Origin of the sequence: Variovorax boronicumulans (assembly GCF_009811375.1) — a bacterium.
GTDB lineage: Bacteria > Pseudomonadota > Gammaproteobacteria > Burkholderiales > Burkholderiaceae_C > Variovorax > Variovorax boronicumulans.
Map to the genome: position 1 here is coordinate 2,429,167 of NZ_BKDH01000001.1, position 24,398 is coordinate 2,453,564.

Here is a 24,398-nt window from a genome sequence, read left to right on the forward strand (position 1 = left end):
GCTACTTGATGGGTGTCAGCTGGATGCCCTTGCCTTGAAGGGCGATCTCCAGCTTGACCTTGTTGGCGGGGATGACGGTGCGATACCAGGCGGCCTCGGGGGCAGGATCGACTTTCTGCACAAGGCGCCACTCGCTTTGTGCGAGCTCCCGGTAGCCGGCGATCACGCCGATCGCAGCGAGCTCGGGGTGCGACATGCGCCTGATCTTCTTGACCTCTCCGGGTCGCAGGATGAACTCATCGCGCACCAGAAGGTCGGCGCCCATCACGGTCTTGTCGCTGTTGTGCAGCGAGAAGTAATCGGCCGATTCGAAGGTTGCCTCCGACTTGAGCTCGTAGATGCGGACCATGATGGGTGCCGCCCTCCCCTTGTCGTCCGGGTTGACACCGGCTTCCGCAGTGACCGTGATATCGAGCTTGGTTTGCTCTCTTGGGTGTGAGAACTGCGCATATGCCAGCGAAGGCCCTGCCAACGCAACGGCCAATGCAAAACCCCACAGGCATGGAAACCCGAGACGCGACATCCACCTGGACAGCCCGCGTCGGGACGCAACACTCCGGCACAGCCCTGGCATGGCGAGATTCATGTGGAAATCAAACTGAAAAAAGGGAACGCAAAAGAACCGACTTCGATTCGCGCCTCCTCAACCCCCTTGCGCGAACCGAAGTCGAAAAGCCCCGGACGGGTCCGGGGCGAAGCGAAGGCTTCAGGACTCCTTGTTGCCCTTGATGTCGTAGCCCGCAGTGACAGCACCACCGCTGCCGCCTTGCGCGTTCTGCACGGAGTACTCCTGCTTGATCTTGGAGAAGGAAAGGCGCACACGCTCCTTGACACGCATCTCGTCCGAGTTCGAGCCGAAGGGCTGGATCGAGGTGATGATCACGTCGGAGAAGGTGAACTTCAGGTACTCCAGCGGGTTGCCGCCGGCCTTGCGAACCGTGAGCTTGGCCTCCTGCACGTGCTTGCCGGTCAGGCAGTACTTCATGAGGTTGGGACTCGAACGGTCGATGTAGTGGTCGAACTCGAGGTCTTCGACCGTCGCCTTGCCTGCGCCGCCGCCCGAGCCGGCGTGCATGGTGGATTCCTGGAATGCTTTCCAGTTGAAGGCCAAAACCTCGATCTCGTTCTTGTGGTCCGAATCCTGCGATTCGCCTTCGATGCCGTTGATCTTCAGAAAAATGTCTTGTGACATGAGAAAACTCCCTGTATTTGAATTTGTCGGTAAATGACGAATGCACGAGCGCTCTTGATGGCGCGTCCTTGGAAATGCCGTGGCGTCTGCGCGCCACTTCCTCGAACAATTCGATGGCGGTTCGGCGTCAGGCCGCTTCTTTGAGCGACGGCAGCTTTGCAACCAGGCGCAGAGAAACGGTCAGGCCTTCGAGCTGGAAATGCGGACGCAGGAAGAACTTCGCGCTGTAGTAGCCCGGATTGCCTTCGACGTCCTCCACCACGACTTCGGCAGCCGCGAGGGGGCGCCGAGCCTTGGTTTCCTGGGACGAATTCGCAGGATCGGCGTCGACGTAATGCATGATCCATTCGTTCAACCAGCGCTGCATTTCGTCGCGCTCCTTGAAGGAGCCGATCTTGTCGCGCACGATGCACTTCAGGTAGTGCGCGAAACGCGTGCTGGCGAAAAGATACGGCAGCCGTGCGGACAGATTGGCATTGGCGGTCGCGTCCGGGTCCATGTACTCCTGTGGCTTCTGGAGCGACTGGGCACCGATGAACGCGGCATGGTCGGTGTTCTTTCGATGCACCAGCGGAATCAGTCCGGCTTTCGCAAGCTCAGCCTCGCGGCGGTCGGAGATCGCGATTTCGGTCGGACACTTCATGTCGAAGCCACCGTCGTCGGTCGGGAAGGTGTGGCACGGCAAGTTCTCGACGGTGCCACCCGACTCCACGCCGCGGATCATCGTGCACCAGCCGTAGAGCTTGAAGCTGCGGTTGATGTTGACCGCCATCGCATAGGCCGCATTGCTCCATACGTAGTTGCGGTGATCGGCGCCTTCGGTTTCCTCTTCGAAGTCGAATTCGTCGACAGGATTGGTTTTCACGCCATAAGGCAACCGGGCCAGGAATCGGGGCATTGCCAGGCCAACGTAGCGGGAGTCCTCGGTGCTTCGCAGCGAATTCCACGGTGCGTGCTCGAGGTTCGACGTGATCTTTGCGAGGTCGCGCGGATTCGCAAGCTCTTGCCACGACTCCATGCCGAGCAACGAGGGCGCCGATCCGGCGATGAACGGCGCGTGAGATGCTGCAGAGACCTTGGCGATTGCGCCCAACAGCTCGACATCCGGCGGCGTGTGATCGAAGTAGTAGTCGGCCACCAGGCACCCGTAGGGCTCGCCGCCGAGCTGGCCGTACTCCTCTTCATAGATGCGCTTGAAGATCGGGCTCTGGTCCCAGGCGATTCCCTTGTGGCGACGCAGCGTGCGACGGACTTCGTCCTTGGAAACGTCCATGAAGCGGATCTTGAGCTTCTCGTCCGTCTCGGTGTTGTAGACCAGGTGGTGCATGCCTCGCCAGGCCGACTCGATCTTCTGGAAGTCTTCCTTGTGGAGCACGAGGTTGATCTGCTCCGACAGCTTGCGGTCGATCTCGGCAATGATGGCCTCGATGCTGCTGTAAGCGTCGTCGGTCATCGTTGCGGCGTTGACGAGCGCCTGCTCTGCCAGCGTCCTGACGGCCGCCTCGACGGCATCGCGCGCTTCGTCGGTCTTGGGCTTGAATTCCTTGTCGAGCAGGGCCGAGAAGTCGGTGGGGTCGGTGTAGCGCGTCGCCTCGGGCACCTCGAGCACGTTGTCCATGAGGGTGGTCATCTGAAGTTCCTTGGTCTGAATGTCACGCGGCGGAATCGGACGCAGGTGCGCCGTCTAGGTCGTCGGTGCGGGGTTTGGCGGATTTCGCCAGCGACTTCATCAGCGAAGGGTCTTGAAGCAGCTTGTTGACGAGGCTTTCGGCCCCCGCCTTTCCGTCCATGTAGGTCTGCAGGTTGGCCAACTGCGTGCGGGCTTCGAGGAGCTTGCTGAGTGGCTCTACCTTTCGTGCGACAGCGGCTGGCGAGAAGTCTTCGATGCTCTCGAAGGTGATGTCGACCATGAGCTGGCCTTCGCCCGTCAGCGTGTTGGGCACGGCGAATGCCACGCGCGGCTGGATGGCCTTCATCCGCTCGTCGAAGTTGTCGATGTCGATATCGAGGAACTTTCTCTCGGGCACAGGAGGCAAGGCCTGCGCCGGCTTGCCGGACAGATCGGACAAGACGCCCATCACGAAAGGCAATTCGATCTTCTTTTCGGACCCGTAGATTTCCACGTCGTACTCGATCTGCACACGCGGTGCCCTGTTGCGGGCAATGAACTTCTGACTGCTGTTGTTGTTGGTGGCCATGAAAACTCCCTGGTGAAAAAACAAACAAGAACCTGGCATCGCGCCTCTTCGGGGGCGAGGACGCACCTCCTGCGCCAACGAGACGGCTCGGTGGACTCAGGCGAACTCGGTGTGACAGACGATGGCGCCTCCTCCTTGCAAAGCTGGGTTGGCGCTGTCGCTCGGCTTCACGTCGGCAGTCATGCGCCGGATCTTTTGCCGCGCTTGAAGCGCACCCAGCCAGTGCCGGGAGAGAATCGGCAGGAGACGTTGTTCGATGAAACCGATCAGACGGCGAGCCCCGGTTTCGTAGGCACCGCAGTGGCCGACGATTTCACTGAGCAGCGCAGGCGTGTAGTCCAGCGCAATGTCATGCTGCGCATGCATGCGCTCGACCACGCGATCCAGGTGCAAGCTCACGATGTCGCGCAGTGCGTCCGGGGCCAAGGGCAGGTAAGGCACCACGGTCAACCGACCAAGGAAGGCCGCAGGAAAGACCGTTCGCAGCGCCGGCTGGAGTGCATCGCGCAGGGCCTCGACGTCGGGCGTCAGCAAGGGGTCTTCACTAAGAGCGGTGATGAGTTCAGCACCGGTGTTGCTCGTCAACAGGATCGTGGTGTTTCGGAAATCGACACGACGCCCTTCCCCATCTTCCATCCACCCCTTGTCGAACACCTGATAGAAGATCTCGTGAACATCCGGGTGGGCTTTTTCCACCTCATCGAGCAGGATCGTGCTGTAGGGCTTTCGGCGCACGGCCTCCGTGAGCACGCCACCTTCGCCATAGCCGACATATCCCGGGGGCGCGCCTTTCAAGGTCGACACCGTGTGCGACTCCTGGAACTCGCTCATGTTGATGGTGATGAGGTTCTGCTCACCGCCATACATGGCTTCGGCCAATGCCAATGCCGTTTCTGTCTTGCCCACACCCGAAGGGCCGGCCAGCAGGAAGACACCCACCGGCTTGTTTGGATCGGCCAGCTGCGCCCGCGCCGTCTGCATGCGCTCGGCGATCGCCGCGAGCGCAGGCCCCTGGCCGATCACGCGCGCTTCCAGCCGTGATTGAAGCGCAACGACTGCCGCGACTTCGTCGGTGACCATCCGCCCTACGGGGATCCCGGTCCAATCGGCCACGATGCCCGCCACCACGGCCTCGTCCACCTGGGGAAAAATCAGAGGCAACTCCTTCTGGTGCGCGGCAAGCTCGAGTTCGAGGGCCTCCAGCTGCGCCGAGGCTGCATTCCCCTCGGCGCAGCTCAGCTCTTTCGCCTCCTCCCTCTTCTTTGTCCTCAATCCATGAATCGTGCGAACCAGTGCAAGCTCGTCTTGCCATCGCGCTTCGTGCAAGGTCAACGCCTGCTGCGCGGCATCGAGTTGGGATCGAGCTTTGTCGAGGCGCAACGCTCTTGCATCACTCCCCTGGGCAACGACACCCTCCTGACTCAGCAGTTCGAGCTCGACCTGGAGGGCTGCGATGCGGCGCCGCCATTGCTCGACGTCAGGCGGCGGCGCGTGAAGCGACATGGCAACGCGCGCACATGCGGTGTCCAGGAGACTGATCGCCTTATCGGGGAGCTGGCGTGCAGGGATGTAGCGATGCGACAGCGTCACGGCCGCGCGCACGGCTTCATCGAGTACGAGCACGCCGTGGTGCTCTGCAAAGGTGGCGACAAGGCCACGCACCATCTCGGTCGCAGCAACCTCGTCGGGCTCTGCCACCTGCAGCGTCTGAAAGCGTCGCGTCAGCGCCGGGTCTTTCTCGATGTGGCGCTTGTACTCGCTCCAGGTGGTGGCGCCGATCGTGCGCAAGGTTCCCCGTGCAAGCGCTGGCTTGAGCAGGTTGGCGGCATCGCCGGTTCCGGATTGCCCGCCCGCACCGACCAAGGTGTGCACCTCATCGATGAAGAGGATGACGGGCTGCACCGACTTGCCCGCCTCTTCCAGCAAGGCCTTGAGGCGGGACTCGAACTCCCCGCGCATGCTTGCGCCGGCCAACAGGGCTCCGACATCGAGGCTCCACAGGCGGCAGTTCTTCAGATCGGGAGGAACCTCGCCTTGCGCGATGGCCAACGCGAGCCCCTCGACCACCGCCGTTTTGCCGACGCCCGCATCTCCTGTGAGCAAGGGATTGTTCTGACGGCGACGCAGCAGGATGTCCACCATCGTGCGGATCTCGTGTCCGCGCCCGATGACCGGATCGATCTGCCCTTGAGACGCGCGCTCGGTCAGATCCGTGCAGTAGCGCCGCAACGCCGACTTTCCGTCCGACGCCGCATCTGCGAGCGCGGCGCTGGCTTCACCAGGCAGCGCTGATGGCAGACCAGAGCCATCGTGCGGTCCTTCCTGCCCTTCGGGGGAGCCGGCCACAATGGCACCGATGGCCTCCGTCAGTTGGTCTGCTGGGATTCTCTGAAACGCAGGCGAGATGCCAAGAAGCACGCGCCGCAGGTCCGGCGTCTGAAGCAGCGCAGCAAGCAGCCACGCACCACGCACGCAATGCGCGCCGAACTCGAGACTCGAGAGCACCCACGCGCGCTCGATGGCAGCTTCGATGTGACTGGAAAAATCGGTCAGCGAGGTGGCACCCGATGGCAAGTTGGACAAGGCCGATGCGAAGTCTTTCTCGATGGCTTGCGCGTCGATCTGGTAGTGCCGGCAGATGCGGTGCAGATCGCTGTCGTTGAGCTGCCAGAGCTGATGAATCCAGTGCGTCAGTTCGACATAGGGATTGCCACGCAGCTTGGCAAATGCAGTGGCGGATTCGATGCCGCGAAACAAGGTGAGGTTGAGCTTGCCGAACAGCGCTCGCCGAGAGATCGTCATTGCGCGATCTGCCGTGCAGCGTGCACGCCCTGTTCGATCGAGTCGTCTGCGAGGCCCCCTGTTGCCGGGCAGATTCCTGCGTTCTTTTTCCCCACTTCGCGCCCCCTATGCTTCTTGGAATGGGCGCGATTCTGGCGGCTCGCCGCGAGGCAAACACAGCACAGTTTCTACCAATAGTTAAACGAAGGACGGAGCCTATTGATCTGTGATGTTTGCCCGCCTCTCCTTACGTTCAGGGCACAAAGGAGGTAATTCGCTAACGATATCGCGAGGGCGACAGGCAAGAAAAAACCCTCGAGTCCTTTCGGAAGCTCGAGGGCTTGATAAGGGTCTGACGTTTCTCGACGTCAGCGATCGCAATTACATGTTGTCGATCATGACCTGACCGAAGCCAGAGCAGCTCACTTGCGTCGCACCGTCCATCAGGCGCGCGAAGTCGTAGGTGACCTTCTTGCTGGCGATCGATTTTTCCATCGAGCTGATGATCAGGTCGGCCGCTTCGGTCCAGCCCATGTGGCGCAGCATCATTTCGGCGGACAGGATCTCGGAACCCGGGTTCACATAGTCCTTGCCGGCGTACTTGGGGGCCGTGCCGTGGGTGGCTTCGAACATGGCGACGGTGTCGCTCAGGTTCGCGCCCGGTGCGATGCCGATGCCGCCGACCTGTGCGGCCAGTGCGTCGGACACGTAGTCGCCGTTGAGGTTCAGCGTGGCGATCACGCTGTATTCGGCGGGACGCAGCAGGATCTGCTGCAGGAACGCGTCGGCGATGCTGTCCTTGACGGTGATTTCCTTGCCCGTCTTGGGGTTCTTGAACTTCATCCAAGGGCCGCCGTCGATCAGCTCGGCACCGAATTCCTTGGCGGCCAGGTTGTAGCCCCAGTCACGGAAGCCACCTTCGGTGAACTTCATGATGTTGCCCTTGTGGACCAGGGTCACGCTCGGCTTGTCGTTGTCGATGGCGTACTGGAAGGCCTTGCGCACGAGGCGCTCGGTGCCTTCGCGCGACACGGGCTTGACGCCGATGCCCGAGGTGTTGGGGAAACGGATCTTCTTGACGCCCATCTCGTCCTGCAGGAACTTGATGAGTTTCTTGGCCTTGTCGCTTTCGGCTTCGAACTCGATGCCGGCGTAAATGTCTTCCGAGTTCTCGCGGAAGATGACCATGTTGGTCTTGTGCGGCTCTCGCACCGGGCTGGGCACGCCCTCGAAGTACTGGATGGGCCGCAGGCAGACGTACAGGTCGAGTTCCTGACGCAGCGCCACGTTCAGCGAGCGGATGCCGCCGCCGACGGGCGTGGTCAGCGGACCCTTGATGGACACCACGTAGTCGCGCACGGCATGCAGGGTTTCCTCGGGGAGCCAGACGTCGGGGCCGTAGACCTTGGTCGACTTCTCGCCGGCGTAGACCTCCATCCAGTGGATCTTCTTCTTGCCGCCGTAGGCCTTGGCCACCGCGGCGTCCACCACCTTGAGCATCACCGGCGTGATGTCCAGCCCGGTGCCGTCGCCTTCGATGAACGGAATGATCGGCTGATCGGGCACATTGAGCGAATTGTCAGCGTTGACCGTGATCTTCTGGCCTTCGGTCGGGACTTTGATGTGCTGATAGCTGGACATGAGGGGGCTTGACTCCGGGAGTGACGTAATTCGAACGACTGTCTGCGAATTCAGACAGCGAGGGAGAATCGCTGTACAGCGCGCTAACAAATCGCTGTACATTTTAGACGCAACCCATCAGCGGACAATTGTCAACCGTAGGGCGATAGAGCCCGTTACTGGCTGACCTTCTGCTCGCCGGGAGGCGTTTCCAACCAATTCTCGATAGAGGAATCATCAATGAGCAAACTTCTCGCAGTCATGATCGCTGGCCTGTTCGCCGCTGGCGCGTACGCCCAGAACCCGGCCGGTACCACGCCCGAACAAGGCAACGCGACCAACAGCAAGCCGCAAGCTCGCGCTGAAGCCAAGAAGGAAGCCAAGCCCGCTGGTCAAGTGGCTCCCGCTGCTGGCGACATCGCCAAGACGCCCGAAGGCGGCGCCTTCGGTGCCGACAAGGCTGGCGTTGCTGGCGAAAAGCGCGCCAAGACCCGCGACGATCGTCGCCGCAACAAGGACGGCAGCGTGAAGCGCAAGGCCACCCAAGGCGGCACGCCTGACATGCCCGGCGCCAAGTAAGCCGGTCTGTCCCCCTAAGAAAAGCGCTCTCCAGAGCGCTTTTTTTCGTTCGCAGTTTTGTTCAACCACTGTCAACCGGGGTTCTTGAGGTCCGTTGAATGGAGGCCTTCCGCAGGGAGGTGATCCATATCAACAATCTCAAAGGATTTCTCATGAACAAGCTGATCGCAGCCCTGGTCGCCGGCCTCTTCGCAGCCGGTGCATTCGCCCAAGCCGCCGAACCCGCTCCCGCAGCGCCGGCCGCTCCCGCCGTCCACAAGGCCAAGGCCAAGCACACGGTCAAGAAGCACAAGGTGCGCCACGTCTCCAAGGCCCACGCGGCCGCCGCCAAGAAGGTGTAAGCTTTCAAGCTCCCGGCAATGCCCGCTTCAGCGGGCATTTTTATTGGTCACGGGCCGACCTCGTGTGTCGCCGCCCCGAAAGAGTCATCCGATGTTTCAGCGTCTCGCCGCGCTGCTTCTGGTGTCCGCGTCCTTCCTGGCGCCGGCCCACGCGCAGCAGCAAATCCAACCGCAACCCCAAACCGATCTGGCACGCACGCAGTTGTCGGTCGGCCTCTACAAGATCGATGCGCAAGTGGCGCAATCGCCCCGCGAACGCGAGATCGGCCTCATGTTCCGCAAGACGATGCCGCAGGCCGAGGGCATGATCTTCGTCTTCGAGCAGCCGGCCACGCAGTGCTTCTGGATGCGCAACACCCTGTTGCCGCTGACCGCCGCCTTCGTGGCCGACGATGGCCGCATCGTCAATCTGGTCGACATGCAGCCGATGACCGAGAACTCGCACTGCTCCGAGGAGCCGGTGCGCTACGTGCTCGAGATGAACCAGGGCTGGTTCGCCAAGAAGAACATCAAAAAGGGTGCCAAGCTCGGCGGAGAGCTCTTCTCGGCCGCCAAGCGCTGAGCAATTGAGCGCCCGTAAAAAAGCCGACACGCAGGTCGGCTTTTTTTTCATAGCGAGCGCCAGGTCCGGCTTCAGCCGAAGTTCTTCGCCGCGAAATCCCAGTTGGCCAGCTTGGCCAGGAAGGTCTCGACGAACTTCGGGCGCAGGTTGCGGTAGTCGATGTAGTACGCGTGCTCCCACACGTCCACCGTCAGCAGGGCGGTGTCGGCGGTGGTCAGCGGCGTGCCGGCGGCGCCGGTGTTCACGATGTCCACCGAGCCGTCGGCCTTCTTCACCAGCCAGGTCCAGCCCGAGCCGAAGTTGCCCACGGCCGACTTCACGAAGGCTTCCTTGAAGGCGTCGTAGCTGCCCCACTTGGCGTCGATGGCCTTGGCCAGCGCGCCGGTGGGTGCGCCGCCGCCCTGGGGCTTCATGCAGTTCCAGAAGAAGGTGTGGTTCCAGATCTGGGCGGCGTTGTTGTAGATGCCGCCGCTGGACTTCTTGACGATTTCTTCGAGCGTCATCGCTTCGAACTCGGTGCCCTTTTGCAGGTTGTTCAGGTTCACCACGTAGGCGTTGTGGTGCTTGCCGTGGTGGAACTCGAGCGTTTCCTTCGAATACTCGGGGGCCAGCGCGTCGATGGCGTACGGCAGGGGTGGGAGCACATGTTCCATGGTTTTTTCTCGTGGGTTGGTTGTGGGGAATGAAGGATTCTAGGAAGTAATCATGGGGGCGGCGTCAGACGTGTTCCCGTCGCGCCGCCGGGCGTCACGGTCAGGTCGACCGAGCCATCCGAAAGGCGTGCAACCACGGCATCGCCGGCCTGCAGGCTGCCTGCGCTGACGACCGCGCGGCCTTCGCCATCGGTCAGCAAGGCATAGCCGCGCTGCAGCACCAGGGCCGGGTCGAGCAGTCGCAGGCGCAGGGCCACGCGTTCGAGCCGCTCGCGCCGCTGCGTCAGCGAACGCGCGAACTTCGCGGAAAAATCGGTGGCGATGGCCTGCGGCACCTGCGCCAATCGCTCCCGGCGCGACAGCACCGCGTAGTGCAACCGCTGCGCGTGGTGCGCCAGCCGCAACTGCTGGCGCGCGACCAGGCCCGATGGGCGGCCCAGCCGCGCAGCCGCCTGGTCCAGCCGTTGGCCAAGCACATCGAGCCGCCCACCCAGCGCGTCGCCGAGCCGCTCGTCGAGCAGGTCGAGCGCGCCGAGCCACAGGTCGCGCGGCGCGCTGACGAGTTCGGCGGCGGCCGTCGGCGTCGGCGCGCGCAGGTCGGCGCAGAAATCGGCGATGGTGAAATCGGTTTCGTGCCCCACGCCGCTGATCACCGGCACAGGACTCTGCACGATGGTGCGCGCCAGCGTTTCGTCATTGAAGGCCCAGAGGTCCTCGATGGAGCCGCCACCGCGCACCAGCAGGATCACGTCGACGGCCGGCTCCAGCGTGTAGAGCGACTGCAAGGCGCGCACCAGGTCGGCCGGCGCACTGGCCCCCTGCACCGCCGACGGCGCCAGCACCACGGGAATATGTGGCACACGCCGCCGCAGCGCGGTCACGACGTCATGCAGCGCCGCAGCCCCCAGCGAGGTGACAACGCCCACGGCACGCGGCATGGAGGGCAGCGCCCGTTTGCGCGCCGGGTCGAACAGGCCTTCGGCCTCGAGGCGTGCCTTGCGCTGCAGGAACTGTTCGAACAGCGCGCCCTGCCCCGCGCGCCGCAGGCTCTCGACCACCAGCTGCAGGTCGCCGCGCGGCTCGTACACCGCCAGCCGGCCGCGCACCTCGACCTGGTCGCCGTCGCGCGGCGTGAAGTCGAGCAGACTCGCCGCGCGACGGAACATCGCGCAGCGCAGCTGGCCGGATTCGTCCTTGAGCGAGAAATAGCAATGACCGCTCGATGCACGCGAGAAACCGGAGATTTCCCCGCGCACCGAGACCGGGTTGAAGCGCGCATCGAGCGCATCGGCCACCGCGCGGCACAGCGCGCCCACGGCCCACACGCGCGGCCCGGGCGCGGCGTTCGGCTCCCTGAAGCTCATCGCGCCCCTCCGCCGCCGAGCGCCACTCTTCCACAACGGGCGTCGCGCCCCCCACTTTGGAGGGGTATGGTGGAACAGATGCACGAGTTCTCGTGCAAGCTGTTGATTTCATTAAAAAAAGTGCTGCTCAAAATTCAATCGATCTAACGGAAAGCCCGTCCCATGCGGGTTCGGAGACATTGCGCGATGGGTTAATCACAAAGTTATCCACAGAATCTGTGCGTCCTTGCCGACACGCAAACAAGCCGCGAGCCGATGGTGGCTCGGTGGATAATCGCCGCGCATTTGCAGTCTACGGGCCGGAGGATTTTCTTGTTTTCCATCATTGTTGCCGCGGGCTGGCCAATCTGGCCATTGCTCGCCTGTTCGGTCATCGCACTCGCGCTGGTCATTGAACGTTTCACCAGCCTCAAGACCGTCAAGGTCCTGCCGCCAAAGCTGCTGGACGAGACCATCACCGTGTCGCGCGGCGCGGTTCCCGGCCCGGATGTCGTGACCAAACTGGAAAGCAACTCGATGCTCGGCCAGGTGCTCGCCGCCGGCCTGCGCGCGCTGAACGCCAACCCGCGCTGCACCGAAGAAGACCTGCGCGCCGCCATGGAGGCCTCGGGCCGCACCGTGGCGCACAAGCTGGAACGCTACCTGCCGGCGCTGGCCACCATCGCCTCGGCCGCGCCGCTGCTCGGCCTGCTGGGCACGGTGATCGGCATGATCGAGATCTTCGGCTCGCAGTCGCCCGGCAGCGGTGCCGTCGGTTCGGGCAATCCGGCGCAGCTGGCGCACGGCATTTCGATCGCGCTGTACAACACGGCCTTCGGCCTGATCGTGGCCATTCCGACGCTGATCTTCTGGCGCTACTTCCGCAGCCGCGTCGACGAGTACCTGCTGAACCTCGAACTCTCGGGCGAGCGCTTTGCCCGTCACCTGAACGCCCTGCGCAAATGAGCTCGCGCGGCCGCATGCAGTTTCGCCACGGCGCGCGCGACGAGCCGGAGATCAACCTGATCCCGTTCATCGACGTGCTGCTGGTCGTGCTGATCTTCCTGATGCTGTCGACCACCTACAGCAAGTTCACCGAGATGCAGCTGCGGCTGCCGACCGCGGACGTCGACGCCCAGCGCGACTACCCGAAAGAGGTGATCGTGGCGGTGTCGGCCGACGGCCGCTACGTGATCAACAAGTCGCCGCTGGCGGACCGCAGCGTCGACACCGTGGCCGCCGCGCTCGGCGCCGCCGCCACCGGCGGCAAGGACAGCGTCGTGATCATCAGCGCCGACGCAGCCAGCCCGCACCAGGCCGTGGTGACGGTGATGGAGGCCGCACGCCGTGCCGGCCTGATGCAGATCACCTTCGCCGCCCAGTCGACGGCCCAGGCCGGTCACTGAGTGTCGACCGGCGCGCGGCTGCAGGACGCCTGGCTGCGCCGCGGTGCGCTGGCCTGCCTGCTGTGGCCGCTGTCGCAGGTCTACGGCGCCCTCTTCGCGCTGCGGCGCGCCTTCTACCGATGGGGTTGGCAGAAAGCCGGGCGTGTGCCGGTTCCCGTGATCGTGGTCGGCAATGTGATTGCGGGTGGTGCCGGCAAGACACCGGTCGTGATGGCCGTCGTGCGCCATCTTCAGGCGCGCGGCCTGCGGGTGGGTGTGGTGTCACGCGGCTACGGCCGCCGCACCGACGACTGCCGCGAAGTCCAGGCTGACAGCGACCCGCAGGACGTCGGCGACGAACCCGCGCTGATCCACCATGCCACCGGCGCGCCGGTCTTCGTGGCCCGGCAGCGCATCGAGGCCGCACGCGCCCTGCTCGAACAACACCCGGCCACGCAGGTCATCGTCAGCGACGACGGCCTGCAACACCTGGCGCTGGCGCGCGACATCGAGATCTGCGTGTTCGACGACCGCGGTGTCGGCAACGGCTGGCTGCTGCCCGCCGGCCCCCTGCGCGAGCCGTGGCCACGCCATTGCGACCTGCTGCTGCACAGCGGCGAGCGGCCCGCCTTCGCCGAGGGCTACACCTCCACCCGCGAACTGGCGCCGCATGCCCTCGCGAAGGACGGCCGACGCATCCCGCTCGACACGCTCGCCGGCCAGCCCGTGATCGCGCTCGCTGCCATCGCCCGGCCGGAGGCCTTCTTCACGATGCTGCGCGCACGCGGCCTGACGCTGGCAGATACCCTCGCGCTGCCCGACCACCACGACTTCACCGGCTGGCAACGCCCGGCCGGTCCCGCCCTGCCCCTCGTCTGCACGGAAAAAGACGCCGTCAAGCTCTGGCAGCAGGCACCCGGCGCGCTCGCCGTGCCGCTGCACTTCGAACCCTCGCCGGCGTTCTTCGCCGCCCTCGACGCGAAGCTATCATCGCTCGATGGATACCAAGCTGCTTGAACTGCTCGTCTGCCCCGTCACCAAGGGCCCGCTGACCTGGAACGCCGAGAAGCAGGAACTCTGCTCGCGCAGCGCGCGCCTGGCCTACCCGGTGCGCGACGGCATCCCGGTGCTGCTCGAGAACGAGGCCCGCACGCTGTCCGACGAAGAGCTGGGCCTGTGAGCTTCACCGTTCTGGTGCCGGCCCGGCTGGCTTCGACGCGACTTCCCAACAAACCGCTCGCCGATATCGCCGGCCTGCCGATGGTCGTGCGCGTGGCGCAACGTGCCCGCCAGTCCGGCGCCCTTCGCGTGGTGGTGGCCGGCGATGACGCTTCCATCATCGACGCCTGCAAGGCGCACGGCGTCGAGGCCCTGCTCACCCGCCAGGACCACCCCAGCGGCACCGACCGGCTGGCCGAAGCCTGCGAACAGCTCGGGCTCGACGGTGACGCGATCGTCGTCAACGTGCAGGGCGACGAGCCGCTGATCGACCCCGCGTTGATCGACGCCGTCGCCGCCACGCTGGCCGCTCGCCCGCAGGCCGCGATGAGCACCGCCGTCCATGCGATCGACTCGCTGGCCGACTTCATGAACCCGAACGTGGTGAAGGCCGTGCTCGATGCACAAGGCCATGCGCTGTATTTCAGCCGCGCGCCGATCCCCTGGTGGCGCGACGGCTCCTCGGGCGGTGCGGCGCCGTCGGTGCTGCCCAGCCCCGCACCGCTGCGCCACATCGGCATCTACGGCTATCGCGCAGGCTTCGTGCGGCAATTTCCGTTGCTGTCGCCCGCCCCTGTCGAAGCCACCGAGGCGCTCGAACAGTTGCGCGCGCTGTGGCACGGACACCGCATCGCAGTGCATGTGAGCGATGTCGCCCCGGGCCCCGGGATCGACACGCCCGAAGACCTGGCGCGCGTGCGCGCGGTCTTCGCGGCCGGCTCGCCTGCGTGAACTGCCCGCCGTCCCCGAGGGAACGGCGGCAATTTGTCACGGGCACGCATGCTATCCTCGACGCAATTCCGCCTCGGCGCGCCTGAGGGTGCGCATGGGGCGCGACACAAAATCTAAGAACCTTCCGAGGACACCATGAGACTTATTTTGCTGGGCGCGCCCGGAGCAGGCAAAGGCACGCAAGCGACCTTCATCTGCCAGAAATACGGCATTCCCCAAATCTCGACCGGCGACATGTTGCGCGCCGCCGTCAAGGCAGGCACCCCCCTCGGGCTGCAGGCCAAGACGATCATGGATTCGGGTGCACTGGTCAGCGACGACCTGATCATCAACCTCGTGAAGGAACGCATCGCGCAGCCCGACTGCAACGGCGGTTTCCTGTTCGACGGCTTCCCGCGCACCATTCCGCAGGCCGACGCCATGAAGGCGGCCGGCGTGAAGCTCGACTACGTGCTCGAGATCGACGTGCCCTTCGGCGACATCATCGAACGCATGAGCGGCCGCCGCTCGCACCCGGCATCGGGCCGCACCTACCACGTCAAATTCAATCCGCCGAAGGTGGAAGGCAAGGATGACGTGACCGGTGAAGAGCTGATCCAGCGCGAAGACGACAAGGAAGAGACCGTGCGCAAGCGGCTCGACGTCTACAGCCAGCAGACCCGTCCGCTGGTCGACTATTACTCGGCCTGGGCCAAGACCGACCCGGCCGCCGCGCCGAAGTACCGCGCCATCCAGGGCGTGGGCACGGTCGACGAGATCACGCAGCGCGCGCTTGCCGCACTGAACAGCTGATTCAGCGGCTGATTCGTCAGCCTCTTTCTCCTAGCCGCCCTCCGCCTCCGGCAGGGCGGCCACTCCCAACAGTTCCAGCACCAGCGCGACCCGCGCCTTCACCGGCGTGAGTGCGCCCGCGTCCCGCAGCCCGTCACCGGGTTTCGGCAGGATGCGTCCGTTCGCACAGCGTGTGGCGCGCAACACCACCAAGCCGCTGTCCTGCGCCTTCAGCGCTGCAGCTTCCAGCGCGTGGTGCACGGTGCCGTTGCCGGTCGTGGCCACGACCAGTCCGCGCAAGGGCTCAGCCAACGGGAGCAGCAGCGCCTCCACGATCGCACCGCTCGCGCCCGCGTGGCTCATGACGATCTCGACGCGGGGCCACGGCTTCGATACCGCCTCCAGCCGCGCCGCATCGAACGGCGCGCCCTGCGGCCACGCACGCACGCGCCGCACTTCGCCCTCCTCCACATAGCCGACCGGCCCCGCATCGCCCGACGCGAAGGCATCGAGACGGTAGGTGTGCACCTTCTGCACATCGAGGCCGCTGTGGATCGTGCCCGCGCACACCACGGTCACGCCCTGCGCGCCGGGCGTCGCGGCCACCACGAGCGCGTCGCGCACGTTCTGCGGGCCATCAGGCGACAGCGCCGTCGCCGGACGCATCGCACACGTCAGCACCACCGGCTTGGCGGGCGCCAGCACGGCGTACAGGAAGAAGGCGGTTTCCTCCAGCGTGTCGGTGCCGTGCGTGACCACGATGCCCGCCACGTCGGGCTGCGCCAGCCAGTGCACACAGCGCGCGGCCAGCTGGCGCCAGGTGTCGGCGTCCATGTCCTTGCTGTCGAGCTGCGCGACCTGCTCCGCCACCAGCGCCACGCCGGCCGGCGCCTCGATGCCGCCCAGCAGGTCCGCCACGCCCACCTGTCCGGCGGTGTAGCCGATGTTGTCGCCGCTGCTGGCGGCCTTGCCGGCAATGGTGCCGCCGGTGCCCAGCACGACCACGCGGCGCGTCCCGGACAAAGAGGAATGAGTCATGGCTTGTCAACTTTTGAAAACTGGTTAAAAATACAGGTACTGGATATCTAGCCAGTGCCGCAAGGAAACCACTATGCAGTTCGCAGTGAAGCTTACCGCCCGCCAGCAGCAGATCCTGGACCTGATCCAGGCCGCCATCGCACGCACCGGTGCGCCGCCTACGCGCGCCGAAATCGCCAACGAGCTGGGCTTCAAGTCGGCCAACGCCGCCGAGGAGCACCTGCAGGCCCTGGCCCGCAAGGGAGTGATCGAACTCGTCAGCGGCACCTCGCGCGGCATCCGCCTCAAGGGCGATGCGCTGCGCTCGCTCCACGAAACGCGCCACCGCGAAGGCAGCCAGTTCTCGCTTTCGCTGCCCGGCATGGCCCAGCTCGCGCTGCCGCTCATCGGCCGTGTCGCGGCGGGTTCGCCCATCCTCGCGCAAGAGCACGTCGACCAGACCTACTACGTCGAGAACACGCTGTTCCAGCGCCAGCCCGACTACCTGCTCAAGGTGCGCGGCATGTCGATGCGCGACGCCGGCATCATGGACGGCGACCTGCTCGCCGTGCAGGCCACGAAGGAAGCGCGCAACGGCCAGATCGTGGTGGCCCGCCTGGGCGAAGAAGTCACCGTGAAGCGCCTGAAGCGCAACAAGCAGGTGATCGAGCTGCACGCCGAGAACCCCGACTACCCGACCATCATCGTCCAGCCCGGCGAGCCCTTCGAAATCGAAGGCCTCGCGGTCGGCCTCATCCGCAACACGATGCTGATGTAGGCCCCGGGCCTGCTGCCCACAAGCAGCACCTCATCCGGCCGCGACAGGTGGCGGGCGTATGGCGCGAAGTCGCCATCACCCTGTCGTGGCCGATTCAAGAAATCCTGCCTGTGTTCAACCTCATACTTTTTTGGAGTTCACATGGGAATCGCCCTCCTCGCCATCGCCGACCTCTGGTCGCCCCTGCAATCGCTGGCCACCCGCTGGATGCCCGCTCGTCGCCCGTCGCACGGTGACAGCAGCGACACAGCCGCCGGCCTGCGCTACGTGGCCATCCGCCCCGCCTGCACGGCGCGCCCCGCTGGCGGCTCCGCGCCTGCCAGTTCGCCATCCGCCGCCGCAGCGCCCGCCCGTCCGCTGCGCGTGGTCCGCGTGGTCGACCGCCAAGGCACGCAGCGCGGCTGCGCCAACCGGGTCGTGATTTCCGGCCGCATGGCCGACGTGTGCGCCGAACTCGACCGGCTCGCCGCATTGGAAGCCGCGGAAACAGGCAGCGGCACGCCCCGCCCCAGCCACCTGCACTGAGAAAGTGCAAACGAACCCGCCGTGCCTGCGCGCCCCGCACGCGCACGGCGGATTCACCCCCAACGGCCTGAAACAGGCCTTCCGGCCGCCATCTGGCACCGGGTATCCAAACGTTCACACGTGCGACGTGCCGATGCTGCGAGGCACAATGGCATGCCATGAACATTGTGATCCTCGACGACTACCAGGACGCCGTGCGCAAGCTGCAGTGCGCTGCCAAGCTGGACGCTTACGCCGCCAAGGTCTACACCAACACGGTCAAGGGCATCGGCCAACTGTCGGTTCGCCTCAAGGATGCGGACGTCATCGTGCTCATCCGCGAGCGCAGCCAGATCTCCCGCCAGCTCATCGAGAAGCTGCCCAAGCTCAAGCTGATTTCCCAGACCGGGCGCGTCGGCGGCCACATCGACGTCACGGCCTGCACCGAACGCGGTGTGGCGGTGGCCGAGGGCTCAGGCTCGCCGCAGGCGCCCGCCGAACTCACCTGGGCGCTGATCATGGCGGCCATGCGCCGCCTGCCGCAGTACATCAGCAACCTCAAGCACGGGGCCTGGCAGCAGTCGGGCCTCAAGTCGGCGTCGATGCCTCCGAATTTCGGCATGGGCTCGGTGCTCAAGGGCAAGACGCTGTGCATCTGGGGCTACGGCCGCATCGGCCAGCTGGTGGCCCGCTACGGGCAGGCCTTCGGCATGCAGGTCGTGATCTGGGGCCGCGAGGCCAGCTGCGCCAAGGCGCGCTCCGACGGCTTCCAGGTGGCACAGAACCGCCACGAATTCTTTGCGGCCGCCGACGTGCTGTCGGTGCACCTGCGGCTCAACGAGGACACCCAGGGCCTCGTCAAGCTCGAAGACCTCTCGCGCATGAAGCCGACGGCGCTGTTCGTCAACACCTCGCGCGCCGAGCTGGTGGAAGCCGATGCCCTGCTGGCCGCGCTCAACCGCGGCCGCCCCGGGCTGGCGGCCATCGACGTGTTCGAGAGCGAACCGCCGCTGCAGGGCCATGCGCTGCTGCGCCTGGAGAACTGCATCTGCACGCCGCACATCGGCTACGTCGAGCAGGAAAGCTACGAAAGCTACTTCGGCCAGGCGTTCGACAACGTCGTGAGCTTCATCAAGGGCAACCCCACGAACATCGTGAACCCCGGCGCGCTGCAGGTCCGGCGGTGAACGCATGAGCCGGCCCGCGCCGCAGCGAGGCGCGCTCTGGGCGCTGCTGGCCGGCAATTTCGTGATCGGCACGGGCGTGATGGTCGTGCCGGGCACCCTCAATGAAATCAGCGCCTCACTGGCCATCAAGGTCGCCACGGCAGGCCAGCTGATCAGCGCGGCCGCCTTCGTGATGTGCCTGGGCGCTCCGCTGCTGGCCGCCGCGGTCGCCGGCTGGGACCGCCGCAAGCTGCTGGCCCTCACCCTGCTCTGGTACGCCGCGTGGCATGTGGTCGCGGCGCTCGTGCCCAGCTTCGGCGCGCTGCTGCCGGTGCGCATGCTCACGGTGATCGCGCCCGCCATCTTCACGCCCCAGGCCGCGGCCTGCGCCGGCATGCTGGTGCCGCCCGAGCAGCGAGGGCGCGCCGTGACCTTCGTCTTTCTCGGCTGGTCGGTGGCCTCGGTGCTGGGCCTGCCGATCGGCGCGCTGATCGGCGGCCACCTGGGCTGGCGCATGGCCTTCATGGCCATCGCGGCGCTCAGCGTCGTGAGCGCGGCCTCGGTCTGGCTCACGCTGCCCAGCGGCATCCGGCCCGCCGCACTCACGGCCGCCGCCTGGTCGCGCGTGCTGCGCAGCCCGGTGCTGATGGGCATCGTGTCGGTCACGGCCCTGCAGGGCGTCGGCCAGTTCGTGCTGTTCAGCTATTTCGGCCCGCTGCTCAAGCAGGGCTTCGGCGCCGACGCCAACACGCTGAGCCTGATGTGGGCGCTGTTCGGCGCCTTCGGCCTGCTGGGCAACATGGTGGTGAGCCGCTACATCGACCGCGTCGGCGCCGGGCGCATGGTGCTGCTGACGACCGGGCTGATCGCGCTGAGCCTGCTGCTGTGGCCGCTGGCCAGCACGCTGGCGTGGCTCGCGGTGGTGCTCGTGCCCTGGGGCCTGGGCTGCTTTGCCACCAATTCCTCGCAGCAGGCGCGCCTCGTGGGGCTGGCGCCCGCCCTGGCACCGGGCTCGGTGGCGCTCAACAGCTCGGGCATCTACATCGGCCAGGCCCTGGGTGCGGCACTGGGCGGCTGGCTGCTGGCGAACGACGCCACCGAGTGGATGAGCCGGGTCGGTTTCGCGCTGATGCTGCTGGCCATGGGCCTGAGCATCGCCATCGACCGCAGCCGCCGCCCGGCCTGATTCCGATGCCCCGCGTAACACCCGGGGCGCGGGCCTCCCGCGAGATTGCAAAATCGGAGCTTTCGTCCGCGTCGCGCACCCGCGCCGGCGTGGCCGCCCCGGACACCCACCAACCCATGAGAACCTTGATCCCATGACAGTGAACTACCCCCGAATCGGCGTGATCGGCGCCGGCGCCATGGGGCGCGGCATCGCGCAGATCGCCGCCCAGGCCGGCAGCGAAGTGCTGCTGCTCGACAGCTTCGCCGGTGCCGCCGAGCGTGGCCGCGAAGCCCTCGCCGCCCAATGGAGCAAGCTGCACGAGAAGGGCAAGATCGACGCCCCCACGCGCGACGCCTATGTGGCGCGCGTGAAGGCGGTCGACGGCATGCAGGCGCTCGCAGGCTGCGACCTCGTGGTCGAGGCCGTCGTCGAAAACCTCGAGGTCAAGCGCACGCTGTTTCGCGAGCTCGAGGACGTGGTCGCGCCCACCGCCACGCTGGTCACCAACACCTCGTCGCTGTCGGTCACGGCCATCGCGGCCGGCCTGCAGCACCCCGCGCGCTTCGCGGGCTTCCACTTCTTCAACCCCGTGCCACTAATGAAGGTGGTCGAGGTGGTGGCGGGCTTCAAGACCTCGCCCGAGGTCTGCCAGAAGCTGGCCGGCTACGCCACGCAGATGGGCCACAGCGCCGTGCAGGCGCAGGACACGCCGGGCTTCATCGTCAACCACGCGGGCCGCGGCTACGGCACCGAGGCGCTGCGCATCGTCGGCGAAGGCGTGGCCGACTTCGCCACCATCGACCGCATCCTGAAGGACCAGGCGGGCTTTCGCCTCGGCCCGTTCGAGCTGCTCGACCTCACGGCGCTCGACGTGTCGCACCCGGTGATGGAGTCGATCTACCACCAGTACTTCGAAGAGCCGCGCTTCCGCCCGAGCGTGATCACCGCGCAGCGCCTGGCCGCCGGCGCGCTCGGCCGCAAGACGGGCGAAGGCTTCTACCGCTACGACAACGGCGTGATGCAGCAGGCGCCCGAGGCGCCGGCGCCGGTGATCGAAGGCACGCCCGCGGTCTGGGTGTCGCCGCGCGCCGCGCGCCGCGCCGAGCTGCTGCGCCTGGTGAACACGCTGGGTGCGCAGATCGACAGCGGCAGCGCTCCCGCACCGCAGTCGATCATCCTGGTCGCGCCGCTGGGCTTCGACGTGACGACGGTCGCGGCGGTCGAGCGGCTGGACGCCACGCGCACCGTCGGCATCGACATGCTGATCGACGACGCCGCCACCAAGCGCCGCGTGCTCGCCACCAACCCGGCCACGCGCCGCGACGTGCGCGACGCCGCGCACGCCCTCTTCGCGCGCGACGGCAAGGCCGTGAGCGTGATCCGCGACAGCGGTGGCTTCGTCACGCAGCGCGTGATCGGCGCCATCGTCAACATCGCCGCCGACATGTGCCAGCAGCGCGTGTGCACGCCGGCCGACCTCGAGACCGCCGTGCAGCTGGGCCTGGGCTACCCGCGCGGTCCGCTCGCCATGGGCAACCTGTACGGGCCGACCAACATGCTCGAGGTGCTGTTCAACCTGCAGACCGTGTATGGCGACCCGCGCTATCGCCCGAGCCCGTGGTTGCGCCGCCGCGGCGCGCTGGGCCTGAGCCTGCTGCACGAAGAAGAATAAGCACGCACACCATGACCGCCGAACTCAAGAGCACCAGCGAAGGCAGCACCATGGTGCTGACCATCGTCAACCCGACCCAGCGCAATGCACTGGGCCCCGAGATCTATGCCGCCGGCATCGAGGCGCTGAACGGCGCCGAGAGCAGCGACGAGATCCGCAGCGTCGTCATCGTGGGCGAAGGCGCGTGGTTCTGCGCCGGCGGCTCGCTGCAGCGGCTGCTGGCCAACCGCCAGCTCGACCGCTCGGTGCAGGCCGAGAGCATCGAAGGCCTGCACAACTGGATCGACTCGATCCGCACCTTCCCCAAGCCGGTCATCGCCGCCGTCGAGGGTGCGGCGGCCGGCGCCGGTTTCTCGCTCGCGCTGGCCTGCGACTTCGTCGTGGCCGCGCGCGACGCCGTGTTCGCCGCCTCTTACAGCAACGTGGCGCTCTCGCCCGACGGCGGCCTCAGCTGGCACCTCGGGCAGGCGCTGCCGCGCCAGCTGGCGAGCGAATGGCTGATGAACGGCGAGCGCATCGAGGCCGCGCGCCTGCATGCCTTCGGCCTCGTCAACGAGCTCACCGACAGCGGGCAGGCGCTGGCGGGCGCGATGGCCCTGGCCACGCGCCTGAACGCGCGCGCACCCAATTCGCTGGCCAGCATCAAGGAACTGCTGAGCGACGCGCGCGGCGCCACACTGGCGTCGCAGCTATCGCAGGAGCGCGATCATTTCGTGCGCAACCTGCACCACGCGAACGCGGGCATCGGCATCGCCGCGTTCCTCGACAAGACACCGCCTCGCTACGAGTGACGCCTGACGGCGTCGCTCTTGAGACACCCCACAGCTTTTCAGTCGCCGAGAGGACAGACCATGGACGACCCCATTCTTACCATCGAAGAACGTGAAGCGATCAACAGTGGTCGCTGGTTTTCTTCCCTATCTCCATCGCTACGGCACGACATCCTCCGATGCGCCTTTGTCAAACGCTACAAGGACGGCGACCTGCTCGCCGCGCGCGGCGACCCGCCCGAGCACTGGATCGCCTGTGCCAAGGGGGCGTTGCGCGTGAGTTCGACCGCGGTGTCGGGCAAGCAGGTGACGCTGACCTACGTCGAGCCGGGTATCTGGTTCGGCGACGTGGCGATGTTCGACGGGGAGCGGCGCACGCACGACACGTACTCGCACGGCGATACCACCGTGCTGTGCGTGGCGCGGGCCGACTTCCAGAAGATCCTGGCCACGCACGTCGAGCTGTACGAAGCACTGATGCGGCTGCAAGCGCGCCGCATCCGCACGCTGTTCGGGCTGGTAGAAGACCTCAACACCCTGCCCTTGCGCGCACGGCTGGCCAAGCAGCTCATTCACCTGGTGCGCAGCTACGGCGTGCCCAACCTGGACGACGGCAGCCAGACGCGCATCGGCCTGCAACTGGCGCAGGAAGAACTCGCGCAGCTGCTCGGCGCCTCGCGCCAGCGGGTCAACCAGGAACTCAAGACGATGGAGCGCGAGGGCACCATTCGGATCGAGCCGGCCGGACTGGTCGTGCTGGACCGCTCGGCGCTGATGCACATCTCTGAAGCAGACAACTAAAAAAGATTCGACATGAGCCAGGACTTCTCCAGTTTCATCGGCACCCGCGCGGTGTCCCAACAGCACACCTTCGACGTGGACGCGCTTGCGGCCTGGCTCGAAAAGAACCTCGAGGGCTTCCAGGGTCCGCTGACGGTCGAGATGTTCAAGGGCGGTCAGTCCAACCCGACCTACAAGCTGGTCACGCCCACGCAGAGCTACGTGATGCGCGCCAAGCCCGGCCCGGTCGCCAAGCTGCTGCCCTCGGCCCATGCGGTCGAGCGCGAATACAAGGTGATGCGCGGCCTGCAGGGCACCGACGTGCCCGTGCCGCGCATGTACTGCCTGTGCGAAGACGAGTCCATCATCGGCCGCGCCTTCTACATCATGGAGTTCATGCAGGGCCGCGTGCTGTGGGACCAGTCGCTGCCCGGCTTCAGCAACGCCGAACGCGCTGCCTACTACGACGAGATGAACCGCGTCATCGCGGCACTGCATACGGTCGACTTCGCCGCCCGCGGCCTGGGCGACTACGGCAAGCCCGGCAACTACTTCGAGCGCCAGATCGGCCGCTGGAGCAAGCAGTACAAGGCCTCGGCCGATGGTGCCGGCGAACTGTCGCAGCCCATCGACGCCATGGAGCGCCTGATCGACTGGCTCCCCGCCCACATGCCGGCGAGCGCACGCGACGAGACCAAGGTCTCGATCGTGCATGGCGACTACCGCCTGGACAACGTGATGTTCCACGCCACCGAGCCGCGCATCATCGCGGTGCTCGACTGGGAGCTCTCCACGCTGGGCCATCCGCTGGCCGACTTCAGCTACCACTGCATGTCGTGGCACATGCCCCCCACCACCGGCCGCGGCATCGGCGGCGTGGACGTGGCGGCGCTGGGCATTCCCACCGAGAGCGAATACATCGCCCGCTATTGCGAGCGCACGCGCATCAGCACGCCCGAGGCGCTGGCGCCCGACTGGAATTTCTACCAAGCCTACAACCTGTTTCGCATGGCCGCCATCCTGCAGGGCATTGCGAAACGCGTCGAAGCCGGTACCGCATCGAGCGAGCAAGCCGTGGCGTCCGCCCGTGGCGCACGGCCGATGGCCGAGATGGCCTGGCAATTTGCCCAAAAGGCATAGCCAGCCCTCCCCCTTAACCCCACCAGGA

Annotated in this window: 26 protein-coding genes; 17 read left to right on the forward strand and 9 right to left on the reverse strand. The window is 65.9% G+C overall.

Annotated features, from left to right (window positions below; translation table 11 throughout):
- Window position 1: 1 nt before the first annotated feature.
- From tssJ to icd, 6 genes are all read right to left on the reverse strand, one after another.
- Window positions 2-586: a type VI secretion system lipoprotein TssJ gene (tssJ, locus tag VHAB30_RS11085; RefSeq protein ID WP_159277075.1), complete on the reverse strand. Its 585-nt coding sequence runs from the start codon at window positions 584-586 to the stop codon at window positions 2-4.
- Window positions 587-706: 120 nt separating this feature from the next.
- Complete coding sequence (locus VHAB30_RS11090; RefSeq protein ID WP_062471480.1) at window positions 707-1,192, reverse strand: Hcp family type VI secretion system effector; 486 nt, start codon at window positions 1,190-1,192, stop codon at window positions 707-709.
- Between the two features lie 127 nt (window positions 1,193-1,319).
- Window positions 1,320-2,810, reverse strand: coding sequence for a type VI secretion system contractile sheath large subunit (gene tssC / locus VHAB30_RS11095; RefSeq protein ID WP_159278332.1), 1,491 nt, complete (start codon window positions 2,808-2,810; stop codon window positions 1,320-1,322).
- 34 nt (window positions 2,811-2,844) lie between these two features.
- A complete protein-coding gene (gene tssB / locus VHAB30_RS11100; RefSeq protein ID WP_159277076.1) occupies window positions 2,845-3,390 on the reverse strand; it encodes a type VI secretion system contractile sheath small subunit in 546 nt (181 codons plus the stop codon).
- Window positions 3,391-3,486: 96 nt separating this feature from the next.
- Entirely contained in the window at window positions 3,487-6,192 is a 2,706-nt protein-coding gene (tssH, locus tag VHAB30_RS11105) for a type VI secretion system ATPase TssH (protein ID WP_159277077.1), read from the reverse strand.
- Window positions 6,193-6,552: 360 nt separating this feature from the next.
- The gene (gene icd / locus VHAB30_RS11110; RefSeq protein ID WP_062471491.1) at window positions 6,553-7,812 is read right to left on the reverse strand and encodes an NADP-dependent isocitrate dehydrogenase; all 1,260 of its coding nucleotides are present in this window, start codon (window positions 7,810-7,812) and stop codon (window positions 6,553-6,555) included.
- A gap of 219 nt (window positions 7,813-8,031) precedes the next feature.
- Here icd and VHAB30_RS11115 point away from each other — a divergent pair, with 219 nt between their 5' ends.
- From VHAB30_RS11115 to VHAB30_RS11125, 3 genes are all read left to right on the forward strand, one after another.
- On the forward strand, window positions 8,032-8,370 hold the full coding sequence (locus VHAB30_RS11115) for a hypothetical protein (RefSeq protein ID WP_062471494.1): 339 nt from the start codon (window positions 8,032-8,034) through the stop codon (window positions 8,368-8,370).
- Between the two features lie 152 nt (window positions 8,371-8,522).
- Entirely contained in the window at window positions 8,523-8,711 is a 189-nt protein-coding gene (locus tag VHAB30_RS11120; RefSeq protein ID WP_070060553.1) for a hypothetical protein, read from the forward strand.
- A 91-nt stretch (window positions 8,712-8,802) separates the two neighbouring features.
- Entirely contained in the window at window positions 8,803-9,273 is a 471-nt protein-coding gene (locus VHAB30_RS11125; protein WP_082548869.1) for a DUF192 domain-containing protein, read from the forward strand.
- A gap of 71 nt (window positions 9,274-9,344) precedes the next feature.
- Here VHAB30_RS11125 and VHAB30_RS11130 read toward each other — a convergent pair whose 3' ends face one another.
- Both VHAB30_RS11130 and xseA read right to left on the reverse strand, forming a co-directional pair.
- Window positions 9,345-9,926 carry a superoxide dismutase gene (locus VHAB30_RS11130; RefSeq protein ID WP_070060552.1) on the reverse strand — a complete coding sequence of 194 codons (582 nt, stop codon included), beginning with the start codon at window positions 9,924-9,926 and terminating at the stop codon, window positions 9,345-9,347.
- A 50-nt stretch (window positions 9,927-9,976) separates the two neighbouring features.
- Window positions 9,977-11,290, reverse strand: coding sequence for an exodeoxyribonuclease VII large subunit (gene xseA, locus VHAB30_RS11135; RefSeq protein ID WP_159277078.1), 1,314 nt, complete (start codon window positions 11,288-11,290; stop codon window positions 9,977-9,979).
- 312 nt (window positions 11,291-11,602) lie between these two features.
- Between xseA and VHAB30_RS11140 the strand changes: the two genes are divergently transcribed.
- The 6 genes from VHAB30_RS11140 to adk all read left to right on the forward strand — a co-directional run bounded on the left by VHAB30_RS11140 (window position 11,603) and on the right by adk (window position 15,396).
- Window positions 11,603-12,235: a MotA/TolQ/ExbB proton channel family protein gene (locus tag VHAB30_RS11140; RefSeq protein ID WP_070060550.1), complete on the forward strand. Its 633-nt coding sequence runs from the start codon at window positions 11,603-11,605 to the stop codon at window positions 12,233-12,235.
- Window positions 12,236-12,249: 14 nt separating this feature from the next.
- Entirely contained in the window at window positions 12,250-12,675 is a 426-nt protein-coding gene (locus VHAB30_RS11145) for an ExbD/TolR family protein (protein WP_062471507.1), read from the forward strand.
- Complete coding sequence (gene lpxK / locus VHAB30_RS11150; protein ID WP_159277079.1) at window positions 12,676-13,671, forward strand: tetraacyldisaccharide 4'-kinase; 996 nt, start codon at window positions 12,676-12,678, stop codon at window positions 13,669-13,671.
- On the forward strand, window positions 13,652-13,834 hold the full coding sequence (locus VHAB30_RS11155; RefSeq protein ID WP_013541700.1) for a Trm112 family protein: 183 nt from the start codon (window positions 13,652-13,654) through the stop codon (window positions 13,832-13,834). The genes lpxK and VHAB30_RS11155 overlap by 20 nt, the downstream gene beginning before the upstream one ends.
- Entirely contained in the window at window positions 13,831-14,604 is a 774-nt protein-coding gene (gene kdsB, locus VHAB30_RS11160) for a 3-deoxy-manno-octulosonate cytidylyltransferase (RefSeq protein WP_070060548.1), read from the forward strand. Before VHAB30_RS11155 ends, kdsB begins: the two co-directional genes overlap by 4 nt.
- Window positions 14,605-14,739: 135 nt before the next feature.
- Window positions 14,740-15,396, forward strand: coding sequence for an adenylate kinase (adk, locus tag VHAB30_RS11165; RefSeq protein ID WP_062471515.1), 657 nt, complete (start codon window positions 14,740-14,742; stop codon window positions 15,394-15,396).
- 30 nt (window positions 15,397-15,426) lie between these two features.
- On the opposite strand, the gene VHAB30_RS11170 is transcribed toward adk, so the two are convergent.
- Window positions 15,427-16,413 carry an asparaginase gene (locus tag VHAB30_RS11170; protein ID WP_159277080.1) on the reverse strand — a complete coding sequence of 329 codons (987 nt, stop codon included), beginning with the start codon at window positions 16,411-16,413 and terminating at the stop codon, window positions 15,427-15,429.
- A 73-nt stretch (window positions 16,414-16,486) separates the two neighbouring features.
- Between VHAB30_RS11170 and lexA the strand changes: the two genes are divergently transcribed.
- The 8 genes from lexA to VHAB30_RS11210 all read left to right on the forward strand — a co-directional run bounded on the left by lexA (window position 16,487) and on the right by VHAB30_RS11210 (window position 24,370).
- The gene (gene lexA, locus VHAB30_RS11175) at window positions 16,487-17,170 is read left to right on the forward strand and encodes a transcriptional repressor LexA (protein ID WP_159277081.1); all 684 of its coding nucleotides are present in this window, start codon (window positions 16,487-16,489) and stop codon (window positions 17,168-17,170) included.
- A gap of 141 nt (window positions 17,171-17,311) precedes the next feature.
- The gene (locus VHAB30_RS11180) at window positions 17,312-17,695 is read left to right on the forward strand and encodes a hypothetical protein (RefSeq protein WP_159277082.1); all 384 of its coding nucleotides are present in this window, start codon (window positions 17,312-17,314) and stop codon (window positions 17,693-17,695) included.
- 158 nt (window positions 17,696-17,853) lie between these two features.
- Window positions 17,854-18,861 (forward strand): D-2-hydroxyacid dehydrogenase family protein, encoded by a 1,008-nt coding sequence (locus tag VHAB30_RS11185; RefSeq protein ID WP_159277083.1) that lies wholly within the window; start codon window positions 17,854-17,856, stop codon window positions 18,859-18,861.
- 4 nt (window positions 18,862-18,865) lie between these two features.
- Window positions 18,866-20,026 carry an MFS transporter gene (locus VHAB30_RS11190; RefSeq protein ID WP_159277084.1) on the forward strand — a complete coding sequence of 387 codons (1,161 nt, stop codon included), beginning with the start codon at window positions 18,866-18,868 and terminating at the stop codon, window positions 20,024-20,026.
- Between the two features lie 133 nt (window positions 20,027-20,159).
- Window positions 20,160-21,680: a 3-hydroxyacyl-CoA dehydrogenase gene (locus tag VHAB30_RS11195; RefSeq protein ID WP_159277085.1), complete on the forward strand. Its 1,521-nt coding sequence runs from the start codon at window positions 20,160-20,162 to the stop codon at window positions 21,678-21,680.
- Between the two features lie 11 nt (window positions 21,681-21,691).
- Window positions 21,692-22,471 carry an oxepin-CoA hydrolase, alternative type gene (locus tag VHAB30_RS11200; protein ID WP_070060542.1) on the forward strand — a complete coding sequence of 260 codons (780 nt, stop codon included), beginning with the start codon at window positions 21,692-21,694 and terminating at the stop codon, window positions 22,469-22,471.
- A 60-nt stretch (window positions 22,472-22,531) separates the two neighbouring features.
- Entirely contained in the window at window positions 22,532-23,251 is a 720-nt protein-coding gene (locus VHAB30_RS11205; RefSeq protein ID WP_062471540.1) for a Crp/Fnr family transcriptional regulator, read from the forward strand.
- Between the two features lie 12 nt (window positions 23,252-23,263).
- Window positions 23,264-24,370 (forward strand): phosphotransferase, encoded by a 1,107-nt coding sequence (locus VHAB30_RS11210; protein WP_159271910.1) that lies wholly within the window; start codon window positions 23,264-23,266, stop codon window positions 24,368-24,370.
- The last annotated feature ends 28 nt before the right edge of the window (window positions 24,371-24,398 follow it).